The following is a 13,207-nucleotide window of genomic DNA, read 5'->3' on the forward strand; positions in this document are numbered from 1 at the left end:
TTTTCATGGACATCGTAAATCCGAAGGCGAAGAGTGGCTGGCGGCATGAGCGCGGCGAAGCTTCGCTGTCGGATGTCTACCGCTCCGTCGGCAGTTCGCAGCATGCATCGCGCTGGCGCCGGATGGCTGCGTTCCTTGGTCCGGGCTATATGGTCGCCGTCGGCTACATGGACCCCGGCAACTGGGCGACCTCGCTCGCCGGCGGCTCCAAGTTCGGCTATGCGCTGCTGACGGTCGCCCTGCTTTCGAACCTGATGGCCATTGTGCTGCAATCGCTGTGCGCTCGGCTGGCGATCGCGTCCGGACGCGACCTGGCGCAAGCCTGCCGCGATGCCTTCCCTCGCTATGTGTCGGTGCCGCTCTGGGCTTTCGCCGAGATCGCCATCATCGCGACCGATATCGCCGAGGTCATCGGCACCGCGATCGGTCTCAACCTGCTGTTCGGCATTCCACTGGAACTTGGCGTCCTGATCACCGCGCTCGACGTCTTCCTTATTCTCTACCTGCAGAAAGTCGGTTTCCGCTGGGTCGAGGCCTTCGTCATCGTCCTGCTCGGCGTGATCGCGGTCTGCTTCGGGGTCCAGATCCTGCTTGCGGATCCGCAATGGGGCGCGGTGCTGAAGGGCTTCTTCCCGACCACCGAGATCGTGTCCAACCCGGAGATGCTCTACCTGGCGCTCGGCATTCTCGGGGCGACCGTGATGCCGCATAATCTCTACCTGCACTCCGGCATCGTGCAGACGCGTGCCTATGGCCATACACTGCCGGAAAAGCGCGAGGCGCTGACCTACGCGACGATCGACTCGACTGTCGCGCTCTGCTTTGCCCTGCTGATCAATGCGTCCATCCTGATCCTTGCCGCAGCCGCCTTCCATGCGAACGGCAAGACCGATGTCGTGGAACTCGGCGAAGCTTCCGCTCTGCTTGAACCGCTGCTCGGGCTGGCGATCGCTCCCACGCTTTTCGGCATCGCGCTGCTCTGCTGCGGCCTGAATTCGACGGTTACGGCCACGCTTGCCGGCCAGATCGTGATGGAAGGCTTCCTGAAGATGAAGCTTCAGCCATGGGTGCGGCGCCTCATCACCCGTGCTCTCGCCATCATTCCGGCGGCCGGTGTGACCATCTGGTTCGGGGATAGCGGAACGGCCGAGCTTCTGATCCTGACACAGGTGGTGCTCAGCCTGCAGCTTTCCTTCGCCGTATTCCCGCTTGTCATGTTCACAGCGAACAAAGCGAAGATGGGCGAACTGGTCGCGCCCCGCTGGCTGAGCGGCGTCGCCTACCTGATCGCAGTGCTGATCGCCGGACTGAACGTCAAGCTGCTTTTCGATTTCGTCGCGGGTTAGCGACGGGCGTAGGCCTTACGGCCATTGTTCAGATCGTCCACGAAGGGGCTGAATTTGTGCGTCCCCTCCCCGTGCATGATGAGTGGCGCGCGCAGCGAAAGCCGCGCGCGCGATCCCTTTATCGCCGTCACCAGAATGCGGACCGCATTCTCGCCCTCCCGCGGATGAATGGCCGTTATCTCCAGGCCGCCGAACCGCCGCCCGCAGGCATCGATGATCTCGGCGATGGATTGAGGTCTGGCAATCAACGACAGCTGCCCGCCGGGGATCATGATCGCGCCCGCGGTGCGGACCCAGGCCTCGAACAACCCATCGGTCATCGCGTGAGCCTCGGCCTTCAATGCGTCGGGTGTCCGGCGGTCGCCGGCATCGTTGAAGGGCGGGTTCATGATGACGTGATGAAAGCTTTCATCGACAAGGCCGGCATCGTTGCGGGCCTTCGCCGTCAGGGTGACATCCGCCTCCACGACGGAAACCCTGCCAGAAACATGTGCATTATCAGTTAGTTGAACGCTGCGCCGGGCATAATCGGCCATCTCGGGCGAGCGTTCGAAAAGCACGACATCGGCGTTCGCCAGCCGCGAAGCGACGGCCAGACCCGCAGCACCGGCGCCGGCGCCGAGATCGGCAACCTTGATCGCGCGATCATCGTCGACAAGAGCCGCAAGCAGCATCGCATCCATGCCGGATCGATGTCCCCTGCCCTTCGGCTGCAGGACATGGAACAGGCCGCGATGAAAGGCGTCGACCGTTTCGGCCACTGATGCGCTCGTCGTGTCGCTCATTTCTGCGTCCGCAGTTCGTTGCCGAGGCCGGCATCGATCAGAATGCGGCGCGCCTGTTCGGCGCGGTCGTCGTCGACCAGAAGACGGCGCGGCAACATGCCGAGCGAGCCTTCCAATACGCTCATGCCCTGGTCGGCGATGAGGCAGTGAATGCCGGCGTCTTTCATCAGGCTCTCGGCAAAAGACAGCAACACAGGATCATTGGCGCGGATAAGTTCATGCATTTGCCGTGGAATCCCTTTCAAATTTCCGCTACGCGACGATTTCACCCCTTGCCGCGCCTATCGCCCCTTTCTATTGTCAAACTCAATGAGTGAACAGGAGTCCGGGTCGTTGGGCGTGGTCATACCGCTTGAAGAAAGCAAAAACAAACTGGCATCCGTCAAGCCATTGGTGGATCTGACCAAGGCGGATATGGAGCGGGTGAACCAGCTTATCCTTTCGAAAGCAGGCTCCGACGTCCAGATGATTCCGGAGGTGGCGAACCACCTTATCTCATCCGGCGGCAAGCGCCTGCGTCCGATGCTGACGCTCGCATCCGCGGCACTCTTCGGCTACACCGGCGAAAACCACATCAAGCTCGCGACATCGGTCGAATTCATGCACACCGCAACGCTGCTGCATGACGACGTTGTCGACGAAAGCGATCTGCGCCGCGGCAAATCGACCGCCCGCGTGATCTGGGGCAACCAGGCAAGCGTCCTGGTCGGCGACTTCCTGCTCGGCCAGGCCTTCCGCATGATGGTCGATGTCGGCTCGCTCGATGCGCTCGACGTGCTCTCCTCTGCCGCTTGCGTCATTGCCGAAGGCGAGGTGCTGCAGCTTTCCGTCGCCAAGAACATGGAAACGACGGAAGACGATTATCTCGCGGTCATCCGCGCCAAGACGGCCGCGCTTTTTGCCGCTGCCGCCGAAGTCGGCCCGATCGTTGCCGATGCCGGCAAGTCCGGCCGCAACGCGCTGAAGTCCTACGGCATGAACCTCGGCCTCGCCTTCCAGCTCGTCGACGATGCGCTGGACTATGGCGGCAAGGCTGCGGATCTCGGCAAGAATGTCGGCGACGACTTCCGTGAAGGAAAGATCACGCTTCCTGTCATTCTCGCCTACCGGCGCGGCACCGAGGACGAGCGTGCGTTCTGGCGCGACGCGATCGAAAACGGCAACAGCAGCGACCAGAATCTCGAAAAGGCGCTCGGTTTGATCACGAAGTATGGTACTCTTACCGACACGATCGGCCGGGCCATTCACTATGGAACGATAGCGCGGGACGCGCTCGCCCCACTTCCGGACACGGCATGGAAATCAGCCCTGATGGAAGTCATCGATTTCTGCATCGAGCGCGTCAACTAATCGACCGCCATTGATCGCGGGCTGAATTTCTTGCGGGGCCGCTTCAAAAAAGCCATCCTGACGTGAATCAGTCTTTGCAACTGATTTTGCAGCCGGACGAGGCCGGTTGCCCTGGAAGAAAGGTTTTCTAATGCGGCAGAAGTTTGCCATTCGTCTTCTTTCGAGCGCGGCCTTGGCAGCGATGCTGTCACTTGGCGCGTTCGGCGGCGCGAATGCCGAAGACGCGGCCAAAGTTGATGCAGCCAGCAGCAGTGCAATCTTTGACCCCGACAGCGTGAATACCTTCGCGGGCGCCCTGCTTGCTGCCCGTACCGCTGACGTCGATCACGACTATGAAACCGCTATCGCCCTTTACAAGAAGGCGCTGCAGATCGAGCCAGGCAATCCCGAAATCCGGCAGCGCCTGATGATCTCTCTGCTGTTGAACGGCGACCTCAAGGACAGCGTCAAATACGCGAACGACCTGAAGAACGACCCGAGCATCGAGCGTCTGGCGACGATCGTGCGAGGCGTCGATGCGATCCGCCGCGGCGAATACAAGACGGCTGAATCAACGCTCAAGACGACCGGGCCGACCGATCTCGACCGCGTGATGAACGACCTGCTGGCCGCCTGGGCGCGCCAGGGCGCCGGAAAAGGCAAGGAAGCCCTGGCTCTCGTCGAAAAGATGAAGGGACCGGACTGGCTTAACATCTTCCAGGCCTACAACGCCGGCACGATCGCGATCGTCAACGGTGACGTCCGGTCGGCGCGCAAGCATCTGAATGATGCGATCCTCGACAAGGATGGCGCAGCAACGGCACCTGATACGTTCGTTCGCGCCGTCATTGCACTGGCGCGGCTCGAAGCCTCGCAGGGCAACAAGCAGAAGGCCCTCGACACGGTTTCGGTCGGCGACAACCTGCTTCCCAACTACGCGCCGCTCAATGCGCTTCGCCAGAGCATCAACAACGGCGAAAAGCAGACCCAGCAGATCACGACTGCCAAGGAGGGCGCGGCAGGCGTCCTGTTCTCCTTCGCCGGAGCGCTCAACCGTGACGGTGCCGAAGACATCGTTTCGCTCTATCTGCAGATCGCCCGGAACCTCGACCCCGTGAGCGCGGATGCATTGGTGATGCTGGGCGGCATTGCCGAAAAGCAGAACCAGATGGACCGGGCCATCGCGCTCTACAAGGAAGTGCCGGACAATTCGCCGATGAGCCGCATTTCCGAGCTGCAGCTCGGGCTGGCGCTTGCCGAAAGCGGCAAGGTTGATGAAGCCAAGACGCACCTGCAGGGCCTGATCGGATCTGATCCGAAGGACATTCGCAGCTACCTCGCCTATGGCAGCGTGCTTTCCGACGCCAAGGACTATGCGGCCATGGCGGACAACTACGACAAGGCCGTCGAAGCCATTGGTCCCCTGCCCGGAAAGCAAACCTGGACCGTGTTCTTCCAGCGCGGCATCGCTTACGAGCGCCTGAAGAAATGGGATCAGGCCGAGCCCAACTTCCGCAAGGCACTGGAACTTAATCCGGACCAGCCGCAGGTGCTGAACTATCTCGGCTACTCCTGGATCGACATGAACAAGAACCTCGACGAGGGCTTGGCCATGATCAAGAAGGCTGTCGAGCTTCGTCCTGACGACGGTTACATCATCGATTCGCTCGGCTGGGCTTATTTCCGTCTCAACCGCTTTGACGATGCCGTGGAAGAGCTTGAGCGCGCAGCATCCATCAAGGCTGGCGACTCGACGATCAACGACCATCTCGGCGACGCTTACTGGCGCGTCGGGCGCAAGCTCGAAGCCGTCTTCCAGTGGAACCGCGCACTGATCTTCGAACCGGAAGCCGATCAGATCCCGAAGATCAAGGACAAGATCGCCAACGGCCTGCCGCAGGACGGCGAGGACCCGAAGGCCGCGGACAAGAAGCAGCCTGACCCGGCGCCGGTTGTTGCCAAGCCGGTCGACAAGAAGTCCTGACGATCCATGTCTGAGAACGGTGGCGAGAGCGACGCGATCGTCAGCGAAGACGCTTTTGCGAAAATCAATCTGGCCCTGCATGTGACGGGCCAGAGAGCCGATGGCTACCACCTTCTCGATATGCTGGTGACCTTTGCCGAGCATGGCGACCGGCTGGAATTTTCGCCAGCGCAATCCGACGAATTCGCGCTGTCGGGACGCTTCGGTGACGCCTTGGGTAGCGAGAGCGGGACGAACCTCGTGCTGAAGGCGCGCGACCTGCTGCGCCAGGCAGTCGTTGACGCAGGCGGCGCGGCGCCGCCGGTTCGGATCTCCCTACAGAAGAACCTGCCGATTGCTTCGGGCATAGGCGGGGGCTCCGCCGACGCTGCAGCGACGGTTCGCGGCCTGCTGCGTCTCTGGAACGCTGCCCTGCCGGAAAACGTGATCGACCAGATTGCCCTCAGGCTCGGCGCGGACGTTCCCATGTGCCTCGTCAGCAAGCCGCTGATTGCGCGCGGCATCGGCGAGACGATCGTCCGGGTTGGCGACCTGCCCTCCTTTGCCATGGTCCTTGCCAATCCGCTGCAGGCCGTTTCGACGCCAGAAGTCTTCCGCAAGCTCGCAACCAAGGACAACACCCCGCTCGACATCGGCTCACGGAGATCCTGGCTCGCCGCGATCGGGTCGATGCGCAACGACCTCGAGCAGCCTGCGACTGCCATATTGCCCGTTATTGCCGAAGTGTCCGCCATGCTGAAGGACAGCGGCGCGACGTTCGTGCGCATGTCGGGCTCGGGTGCTACGTGCTTTGGGATTTTCGATAGCGCGGCCGAGGCAGAGGCGGCGGCACGCGCGCTTCACAGCAGGCGACCGGACTGGTACTTCCAGGCAACGACGACACGTGTTGGAGAGCAGTGATGGCAGGACTTGATGAAACCCGCCCATTTCTTCCCGTCGGCATTGCGGTCCTTACCGTTTCCGATACGCGGACCTTGGCCGACGACCGGTCGGGTGACACGCTTGTCGCGCGGATCGCGGACGCAGGCCACACGCTTATCGACCGCGCGATCGTCCCGGACGATGTCGCGGCGATCGCAGCACAAGTGACGGCCTGGACCAATCGTGACGATATCGACGTGGTGATCACCACCGGTGGGACCGGCTTTACCGGCCGGGACGTCACGCCAGAGGCGCTGGAACCGCTGTTCGAAAAGAAGATGGACGGGTTTTCGCAAGTCTTCCACCGCATATCCTACGAGAAGATCGGCACCTCGACGATCCAGTCGCGCGCCACCGCCGGCGTCGCCAACGCGACCTTCATCTTCGCGCTGCCCGGCTCGCCCGGCGCCTGCAAGGATGCATGGGACGGCATTTTGAAGTCTCAGCTCGACTATCGCCACATGCCCTGCAACTTCGTGGAGATCATGCCGCGCCTTGATGAGCACCTGAAACGCGGCGCGCCGAAGAAATAGCTTCGGGCACCCGGCTTCTATCGCGCGGCGCGGGCCACCCAGGACGGAATCATCTCGCTGCTCAGCTTGCGCAGCTTCTGCCCTTTCGCGAACTCGGAGAGGCGCATCCCGCTTCTTGCCGCCGTGATCGCAAGCTTCTTCGGAACGAGAAAACCAAACTCCAGCGGAGATGAGGCGCGGCCGATGCGCTGCAGCAACGGACGCCTGTAACCACGCGACGCCGTAAACCGCGCCGGCAGCTTGTTCAGCGCCATGTACTCCGCGATTTCGTCGATCCACCCGGTCTGCGGCCGCGCACCGGGCTCCACGAACAACAGCCACTCGCCGCGGGCCGAGTCCAGTATATCCTTGATATCCCACTGGGAATGGAACCGGCAGCCGGCCGCATCGGCCACCCTCGACGTGCCGTCCCGCGAGTCGTGATCAAGCACCACGACGTCACTGACGAGCCCCTCCACTGCGCCTGCAACCAACACCGATAACGTCTGCGCCAGTTCAGGCTCCTGATCCTGGCATTCAAGTACAACAGTCAGCATTGCCTATTCTTAAAGCGCCGCACAAAAAATTGCCAGCGGCACTTTCCCTATTTTGTTCTTGCATTGTTCTCATTTTGCCGATAGGAATTTAATCATCAAAACGGGCGGAAGCAAAGTCTTCCGTCGACGGAGAATCCGATGAACGAACAGTCCCTTGCAGGGCAGGCCGCGTTTGCGCCTGCCAATACGGCAGACGTTGCCGACGCAATGCTCGTTGCCTCCGGTCTGCGGATCGAGGTGGACCGTCGTCGCGGGCGGGCAGCGGGCTTGAACCCAGGCGGACGCTTCGAACCCCAGCGTCGGGAAACGTTCGACGATGGCTGGGAGACGTTGGAAGATCTTCCACCCTTCAAGACCGAGGTACAGATCGAAAAGCCGCGCACGGCAATCACGCGCAACGAGTCGCCGGACATTCCATTCGATCGTTCGATCAATCCCTATCGTGGCTGCGAACACGGCTGCATCTACTGTTTCGCGCGGCCGACCCACGCCTATATGGGGCTGTCTGCCGGTCTCGACTTCGAGGCGAAGCTGTTTGCCAAGCCGGATGCTGCCAAGCTTCTCGAACGCGAACTGGCAAAGCCCGGATACAAGCCGCGTGTCATCGCCATCGGCACCAATACCGATCCTTATCAGCCGATCGAAAAGGAATGGCGTATCATGCGGCAGATCCTTGATGTGCTTGAGAAGGCCAACCATCCGGTTTCGATCGTCACCAAGTCGGCGCTGATCCTGCGAGACATCGACATTCTCAAAAAGATGGCCGAGAAGAACCTCGTGCGTGTGTCGCTGTCGATCACGACGCTCGACCGCAAGCTGGCGCGGACGATGGAGCCGCGCGCTTCGACGCCGTCACGGCGACTGGAGGCAGTGAAGCTTCTCAGCGAGGCTGGCATTCCGACCTCGGTGATGGCCGCGCCAATGATCCCGGCGCTCAACGATCACGAACTGGAGCGCATTCTCGAAGCTTCAAGGGCAGCGGGCGCACTGGAAGCGGGCTATGTCATCCTGCGTCTGCCGCTGGAGGTCTCGCCGCTCTTTCGGGATTGGCTGCTGCAGAACTATCCGGACCGCTACCGCCATGTCATGTCCCTGGTGCGGTCGATGCGCGGGGGCAAGGATTACGACGCGGAGTTCGGCAAACGTATGAAGGGCGCGGGCCCGTACGCCTGGCAGATCGCTCGCCGTTTCGAGATGGCGACGAAGCGGCTCGGCATGACGAGGCGAAGCATGCCGCTGCGTGACGATCTCTTTGTCCCGCCGGATGGCAGCGGAGTTCAGTTGTCGCTGCTCTGATGAATTCAGCTCTGCGGATGGCTCCCCTGCCCGTCCGCATCCAGGTCCCCGGCCCGCCGCCCTGATCCGGGGACTTGCAGGAAGTCGGGTTGGCGTGCGAAGTTCTGCCGCATGAAACGTCGCACGCCACCCGATTCTCCTATGCTTTTCGAAGACGTCCCGCTCGTGCCGGATTTCCGGCTGGAGCAGAAGGCGCGCAAGGCTGGGCATTGGCCGGTTGCCGGTGCGGACGAGGCCGGACGTGGACCTCTGGCCGGGCCTGTCGTCGCCGCCGCGGTGATCCTCGATCCGAAACGAATTCCAGATGGACTGAACGATTCGAAGCAGCTGTCCGCCCAGAAGCGGGAAGAGCTTTTCGAGCAGATTCTGGCAACGGCCACTGTTTCAATTGCCTCGTCGAGCGCGACGCGGATCGATGCGACAGATATCCGCAAGGCCAGCCTGGATGCGATGCGACGCGCCATCCTCGGGCTGGCGGTCCCGGCAAGCTATGTGCTGACCGACGGTCTCGATGTGCCACTTGGCCTCGACTGTCCCGGCCAGGCTGTCGTCAAAGGTGATGCCCGCTCCGTTTCCATCGCAGCAGCATCGATCGTCGCCAAGGTGACGCGCGACCGGATGATGGCCCGGGCCCATATCATTTTCCCCGCTTATGGCTTCGCCGCCCACGCGGGCTACGGTACAGCCCAGCATCGCGCCGGCATCGAGACCCACGGCCCGTGCTCGCTGCATCGTATGACCTTTCGGCCGCTAAGGCGCACCGAGCTCGTCGGCGAATAGGCCTTGCTCAGCAGATCGCAGCGATAATCGCCGCTCTCCGGCGCCTGATATAGGCGATATCCGCGCGATAAAGCTCGTCGTGCCCGGCCTTGATATGAGCGCGGTACTTTTCTGATCCGCCCGCAGCCTCCCGTTCCATGAAAGCGACCAGCGCTTCCAGTCGTTCGATTGCCATATCGATGACGCCGGCTCGCAGACCGTTGGCCAATCCATAGGCGTCGAGAAAGCGTCGGGCGCGCCCGATCTGGATGTCGGTTGCCGACAACTCGCCCGGAGCGATCAGCGAGAGCGGCGCCCAGCGATAGACGGCATAGGCGAGGTCCCACTGCCGCGGCCCCGGATGGGCGGTCTCGAAATCGATGATACCGCTCACCTCCTGGCCGGCGAAGAGGACATTGTAGGGCGCGAAATCGCCGTGGCAGATGATCTCGAATGGTATTTGAGCGGGCAGCTGCCAAACCGCGCCGGCGTGCGCGGCGGCAAAGTCCACGGTGCAATCGTGATAGCGGCGCAGGAGGCGCGCTGCCGACGTCAGGGCGCGGTCGCTGCGCGCATCCTGGTCCAGATCCAGGTCTGCTGTCCTGCCGTCCAGAAATGTGACGCGCTCCCATTCGCGATCGCAACCTGCAGGGCGAGGCGCAGCATCAAAGCCGTTTGCATGCAGATGCGCGAGCAGGAGATGTATATTTGCGCTCCATGGGCGCGCACGGCGCCAGACCAGTCCGTCGCGGATAAATGGCCCATCGCCGGCTTCCTCGATCATCCACGCCTCCCCTGCACGCATCTTCTGCACAAACAAAAAAGCCCCGCAATGCGGGGCCTTTCGAAAGCTGTCCGCTCAACTTAGTTGAGGCGGCTCTTTGCCTGGCTGATGGCGTCGCTGAAGAGTTCGGACTGAACCTTCGCATCGGCCTTCTTGGAGAGGACGGTCTCGGCAGCCGCGATCGCGAGGTCAACGGCAGCGGAACGAACCGCCTTCATTGCATCGGCTTCGGCCTGCTTGATCTTCTGCTCGGAAACCGCGGTGCGGTTTGCGACGAATTCTTCCGTCTTCTTCTTGGCTTCGGCAGTCAGCATGTCGGCTTCGCGCTCGGCAGCAGCCACGATGTGTGCGGCTTCCGCTTCGGCTTCCTTACGCTTGCGCTGGTATTCGGCCAGCAGGTGCTGTGCCTCTTCGCGCAGACGCTTGGCTTCCGCCAGCTCATTGCGGATCTGATCGGCGCGGTCGTCGAGCGACTTTGCCATCATTCCCGGAACCTTCAGATATACGACCAGCGCCAGGAAGAGGACGAGACCGACAAAGGCGAAGAATGTTGCGTCCAATGCAAATTCCACGATCAAGCCTCCTTCTTGGCAGCGGCAACGGCAGCGGCGACGTCAGTCTTGGCGGCGGTGCCACCAATCAGCTGCTCGACAACGGCTGTTGCGGTTTCTTCGGCGATCGTGCCGACGTCAGCGAAAGCCTTCGCCTTGATGTCAGCGATGCGGCCTTCGGCAGCCTTCAGCTTTTCAGCAAGGCTTGCTTCAACTGCACGGCGATCAGCCTCGGCCTTTGCCTTGGCAGCGTCACGAGCGGCCGAGCCGATCGTGTTTGCCTTCGCGCGGGCTGCTGCGAGTTCGGCTTCATAGGCTGCCACGTCGGCGTCGGCTTCTGCCTTCAGACGGCCAGCTTCATCGAGATCCTGCGCGATGCGCGTGTGGCGCTGCTCCAGGATAGCGCCAATGCGCGGCGCGATGACCTTTTGCATGAGCACGAAGAAGACAACAAACGTGATCGCCAGCCACAGGAGCTGTGATGCGTAAGTCGTCGAATCGAAAGGCGGAAACACACCGCCATGGTGTTCGGCTGGCACGCCGGTCTCGGTATGGACCTCGCCTGCGGCCGGGGCAGCATGCGCGTCTGTACCGGTCGCTGCACCAGTTTCTGCGGTTCCCGCCGGGGCTTCTTCAGCGTAAGCCGGGGTCACAAAAAACATGCTCACCTCCAGGTGTACTGCAAATACAAAGGATCACGGCTCGCTGTTCGCAGGCCGTGATCCCTCAGTGCGCCGAAATTAAACGGCGAACAGCAGAAGGAGAGCGACGAGCAGCGAGAAGATGCCCAGAGCTTCCGTAACGGCGAAGCCGAATACCAGACGGCCGAACTGGCTGTCAGCGGCAGACGGGTTGCGCAGAGCGCCCGAAAGATAGCTGCCGAAGATGTTGCCAAGGCCAAGAGCCGTACCGGCCATACCGAAGCAAGCGAGGCCTGCACCGATGAACTTTGCTGCTTCCGCGTCCATGTTGAACTCCTTTGAAATGGTGTTGCGGCGAATTGACTGACGCCCGCGGGCGTCAACGTCGGTATCCCTTAGTGGCCACCCGGATGGATCGCGTCGTTGAGGTACATGCAAGTCAGCACCGCAAAGACGTAAGCCTGGAGGAAGGCGACGAGGAACTCTAGACCGGTCAGGGCGACCGTCATGATGAGTGGGAGAATGGCGCCACCGATACCGACCGCACCCAGCGCTCCGAGCGAGGCAACGAAGCCTGCGAACACTTTAAGGGTGATGTGACCAGCCAGCATGTTGGCGAAGAGACGAACGGAGAGCGAAATCGGACGCGACAGGAACGAGATGATTTCAATCGCCACGACCAGCGGCAGAAGAATGCCGGGAACGCCTTGCGGGACGAACACATTCAGGAAGTGGAAGCCGTGCTTGTAGAAACCGTAGACCAGAACCGTACCGATGACGAGCAAAGCAAGAGCAAAGGTGACGATGATCTGGCTGGTGATGGTGAAGAAGTATGGGAACATGCCGAGCAGGTTGGCCGTCAGCACGAACATGAAGAGCGAGAAGACCAGCGGGAAGAACTTCATCCCCTTGGTGCCGGCGCCTTCCTGAAGCATCTTTGCGATGAATTCATAAGACATCTCGGCGACGGACTGCGAGCGGCCGGGAACGATGGCGCGGTTGGACGTCGAGAAATACAGAAAGCCTGCGGCAACGGCTGCGGATGCAACCATGAAAAGCGATGCGTTCGTGAACGAGAAATCAATCCCGCCGACTTCGATCGGCACAATCTTCTGGATCAGGAACTGATGGGTCGGATCGTTGGACACCGCTTGTTCTCTCTATCTTTGGCCCGCGTAACACGGGATCATTGCACTGGATCGAACGCCTGCGCGCTCTGCCCTATTTATTGTCTCGCCCACGATCAGCAGGGTCGGGTCTTGAAACCTTTCCAGCCGCCCTCAGGACGTTCAACACGCCAGCACCGAATCCAAGAAGAAGAAGAATCATCAATCCCCAAGGCGCCGTGCCGACAAAACGGTCGACGAGGTAGCCAAGAACGGCACCGACAACGATGGCGGAAATGAACTCGCTCGAAAGCTTCATCGCCTGGGCATAGCCCTTGCGACTCACTTCGGCGCGGGCCTCATCGGCCTCGTCCTTCCCCGCCTCGATACGCTTGGTTGCGAGCTTTGCCCCCAACTGCGCCCGGCGCTCTTCCAGACCTTCCTCGCGGTCATCCGTCATGGTGCTCTCCTCCGCTTGCCGCTGTCCGCGATCCCGCTACCCCGGTTTCAGGACAACGACCCCAAGGGTTCGAGAACCTTTCGGCCCGTTCTGAAGTCGCGCGCAACATAGTTTTAGCAAAAAGCATAGTCAAGGCGTGGGGGACTTATGTCCAGCCTTAAAATAATCACTGAAAA

Annotated in this window: 16 protein-coding genes; 7 read left to right on the forward strand and 9 right to left on the reverse strand. The window is 61.3% G+C overall.

All coding sequences use genetic code 11. The features are described from left to right. Positions 1 to 5 precede the first annotated feature (5 nt). On the forward strand, positions 6 to 1,346 hold the full coding sequence (locus tag QTL94_RS25770; protein ID WP_065689670.1) for an Nramp family divalent metal transporter: 1,341 nt from the start codon (positions 6 to 8) through the stop codon (positions 1,344 to 1,346). On the opposite strand, the gene QTL94_RS25775 is transcribed toward QTL94_RS25770, so the two are convergent. Together QTL94_RS25775 and QTL94_RS25780 are read right to left on the reverse strand one after the other, a co-directional pair. Next, positions 1,343 to 2,131, reverse strand: coding sequence for a tRNA1(Val) (adenine(37)-N6)-methyltransferase (locus QTL94_RS25775; protein WP_289803497.1), 789 nt, complete (start codon positions 2,129 to 2,131; stop codon positions 1,343 to 1,345). The two genes, QTL94_RS25770 and QTL94_RS25775, sit on opposite strands and share 4 nt — an antisense overlap. Beyond that, a complete protein-coding gene (locus tag QTL94_RS25780; RefSeq protein ID WP_065689668.1) occupies positions 2,128 to 2,355 on the reverse strand; it encodes a putative signal transducing protein in 228 nt (75 codons plus the stop codon). Before QTL94_RS25780 ends, QTL94_RS25775 begins: the two co-directional genes overlap by 4 nt. Positions 2,356 to 2,464: 109 nt before the next feature. Here QTL94_RS25780 and QTL94_RS25785 point away from each other — a divergent pair, with 109 nt between their 5' ends. From QTL94_RS25785 to moaB, 4 genes are all read left to right on the forward strand, one after another. After that, complete coding sequence (locus tag QTL94_RS25785) at positions 2,465 to 3,481, forward strand: polyprenyl synthetase family protein (protein WP_289803498.1); 1,017 nt, start codon at positions 2,465 to 2,467, stop codon at positions 3,479 to 3,481. A gap of 130 nt (positions 3,482 to 3,611) precedes the next feature. After that, positions 3,612 to 5,444, forward strand: coding sequence for a tetratricopeptide repeat protein (locus QTL94_RS25790; protein WP_289803499.1), 1,833 nt, complete (start codon positions 3,612 to 3,614; stop codon positions 5,442 to 5,444). 6 nt (positions 5,445 to 5,450) lie between these two features. Further along, positions 5,451 to 6,344 (forward strand): 4-(cytidine 5'-diphospho)-2-C-methyl-D-erythritol kinase, encoded by an 894-nt coding sequence (locus tag QTL94_RS25795; RefSeq protein WP_289803500.1) that lies wholly within the window; start codon positions 5,451 to 5,453, stop codon positions 6,342 to 6,344. Next, positions 6,344 to 6,898 (forward strand): molybdenum cofactor biosynthesis protein B, encoded by a 555-nt coding sequence (gene moaB, locus QTL94_RS25800; RefSeq protein ID WP_289803501.1) that lies wholly within the window; start codon positions 6,344 to 6,346, stop codon positions 6,896 to 6,898. The genes QTL94_RS25795 and moaB overlap by 1 nt, the downstream gene beginning before the upstream one ends. A gap of 17 nt (positions 6,899 to 6,915) precedes the next feature. Here moaB and QTL94_RS25805 read toward each other — a convergent pair whose 3' ends face one another. Continuing rightward, positions 6,916 to 7,434 carry a glycosyltransferase family protein gene (locus QTL94_RS25805; RefSeq protein WP_289803502.1) on the reverse strand — a complete coding sequence of 173 codons (519 nt, stop codon included), beginning with the start codon at positions 7,432 to 7,434 and terminating at the stop codon, positions 6,916 to 6,918. Positions 7,435 to 7,572: 138 nt separating this feature from the next. Between QTL94_RS25805 and QTL94_RS25810 the strand changes: the two genes are divergently transcribed. Together QTL94_RS25810 and rnhB are read left to right on the forward strand one after the other, a co-directional pair. Continuing rightward, complete coding sequence (locus QTL94_RS25810; protein WP_289803503.1) at positions 7,573 to 8,730, forward strand: PA0069 family radical SAM protein; 1,158 nt, start codon at positions 7,573 to 7,575, stop codon at positions 8,728 to 8,730. A 111-nt stretch (positions 8,731 to 8,841) separates the two neighbouring features. Next, positions 8,842 to 9,510: a ribonuclease HII gene (gene rnhB, locus QTL94_RS25815; RefSeq protein ID WP_289803504.1), complete on the forward strand. Its 669-nt coding sequence runs from the start codon at positions 8,842 to 8,844 to the stop codon at positions 9,508 to 9,510. A 7-nt stretch (positions 9,511 to 9,517) separates the two neighbouring features. Here the strand turns inward: rnhB and QTL94_RS25820 are convergent, their stop codons facing one another. From QTL94_RS25820 to QTL94_RS25845, 6 genes are all read right to left on the reverse strand, one after another. After that, positions 9,518 to 10,273, reverse strand: a complete 756-nt coding sequence (locus QTL94_RS25820; RefSeq protein WP_289803505.1) for a phosphotransferase — start codon at positions 10,271 to 10,273, stop codon at positions 9,518 to 9,520. An 80-nt stretch (positions 10,274 to 10,353) separates the two neighbouring features. Continuing rightward, positions 10,354 to 10,845, reverse strand: a complete 492-nt coding sequence (locus QTL94_RS25825; RefSeq protein ID WP_065689659.1) for a F0F1 ATP synthase subunit B — start codon at positions 10,843 to 10,845, stop codon at positions 10,354 to 10,356. 2 nt (positions 10,846 to 10,847) lie between these two features. Continuing rightward, positions 10,848 to 11,486, reverse strand: a complete 639-nt coding sequence (locus QTL94_RS25830; RefSeq protein ID WP_289803506.1) for a F0F1 ATP synthase subunit B — start codon at positions 11,484 to 11,486, stop codon at positions 10,848 to 10,850. A 78-nt stretch (positions 11,487 to 11,564) separates the two neighbouring features. Continuing rightward, positions 11,565 to 11,792, reverse strand: coding sequence for a F0F1 ATP synthase subunit C (locus QTL94_RS25835; protein WP_015338972.1), 228 nt, complete (start codon positions 11,790 to 11,792; stop codon positions 11,565 to 11,567). 68 nt (positions 11,793 to 11,860) lie between these two features. Next, positions 11,861 to 12,613: a F0F1 ATP synthase subunit A gene (locus tag QTL94_RS25840; RefSeq protein WP_065689657.1), complete on the reverse strand. Its 753-nt coding sequence runs from the start codon at positions 12,611 to 12,613 to the stop codon at positions 11,861 to 11,863. A gap of 73 nt (positions 12,614 to 12,686) precedes the next feature. Next, on the reverse strand, positions 12,687 to 13,031 hold the full coding sequence (locus QTL94_RS25845) for an AtpZ/AtpI family protein (protein ID WP_065689656.1): 345 nt from the start codon (positions 13,029 to 13,031) through the stop codon (positions 12,687 to 12,689). Positions 13,032 to 13,207: the final 176 nt, after the last annotated feature.

The sequence above is a fragment of the Rhizobium sp. S96 genome (assembly GCF_030382195.1).
Lineage (GTDB): Bacteria > Pseudomonadota > Alphaproteobacteria > Rhizobiales > Rhizobiaceae > Rhizobium.

Bases quoted from the DNA above. Each gene is read 5' to 3' on its own strand.
- QTL94_RS25770 (WP_065689670.1), top strand. From the start codon at position 6: ATGGACATCGTAAATCCGAAGGCGAAGAGTGGCTGGCGGCATGAGCGC.
- QTL94_RS25775 (WP_289803497.1), bottom strand. From the start codon at position 2,131: ATGAGCGACACGACGAGCGCATCAGTGGCCGAAACGGTCGACGCCTTT.
- QTL94_RS25780 (WP_065689668.1), bottom strand. From the start codon at position 2,355: ATGCATGAACTTATCCGCGCCAATGATCCTGTGTTGCTGTCTTTTGCC.
- QTL94_RS25790 (WP_289803499.1), top strand. From the start codon at position 3,612: ATGCGGCAGAAGTTTGCCATTCGTCTTCTTTCGAGCGCGGCCTTGGCA.
- QTL94_RS25795 (WP_289803500.1), top strand. From the start codon at position 5,451: ATGTCTGAGAACGGTGGCGAGAGCGACGCGATCGTCAGCGAAGACGCT.
- moaB (WP_289803501.1), top strand. From the start codon at position 6,344: ATGGCAGGACTTGATGAAACCCGCCCATTTCTTCCCGTCGGCATTGCG.
- QTL94_RS25805 (WP_289803502.1), bottom strand. From the start codon at position 7,434: ATGCTGACTGTTGTACTTGAATGCCAGGATCAGGAGCCTGAACTGGCG.
- QTL94_RS25810 (WP_289803503.1), top strand. From the start codon at position 7,573: ATGAACGAACAGTCCCTTGCAGGGCAGGCCGCGTTTGCGCCTGCCAAT.
- rnhB (WP_289803504.1), top strand. From the start codon at position 8,842: ATGAAACGTCGCACGCCACCCGATTCTCCTATGCTTTTCGAAGACGTC.
- QTL94_RS25820 (WP_289803505.1), bottom strand. From the start codon at position 10,273: ATGATCGAGGAAGCCGGCGATGGGCCATTTATCCGCGACGGACTGGTC.
- QTL94_RS25830 (WP_289803506.1), bottom strand. From the start codon at position 11,486: ATGTTTTTTGTGACCCCGGCTTACGCTGAAGAAGCCCCGGCGGGAACC.
- QTL94_RS25835 (WP_015338972.1), bottom strand. From the start codon at position 11,792: ATGGACGCGGAAGCAGCAAAGTTCATCGGTGCAGGCCTCGCTTGCTTC.
- QTL94_RS25845 (WP_065689656.1), bottom strand. From the start codon at position 13,031: ATGACGGATGACCGCGAGGAAGGTCTGGAAGAGCGCCGGGCGCAGTTG.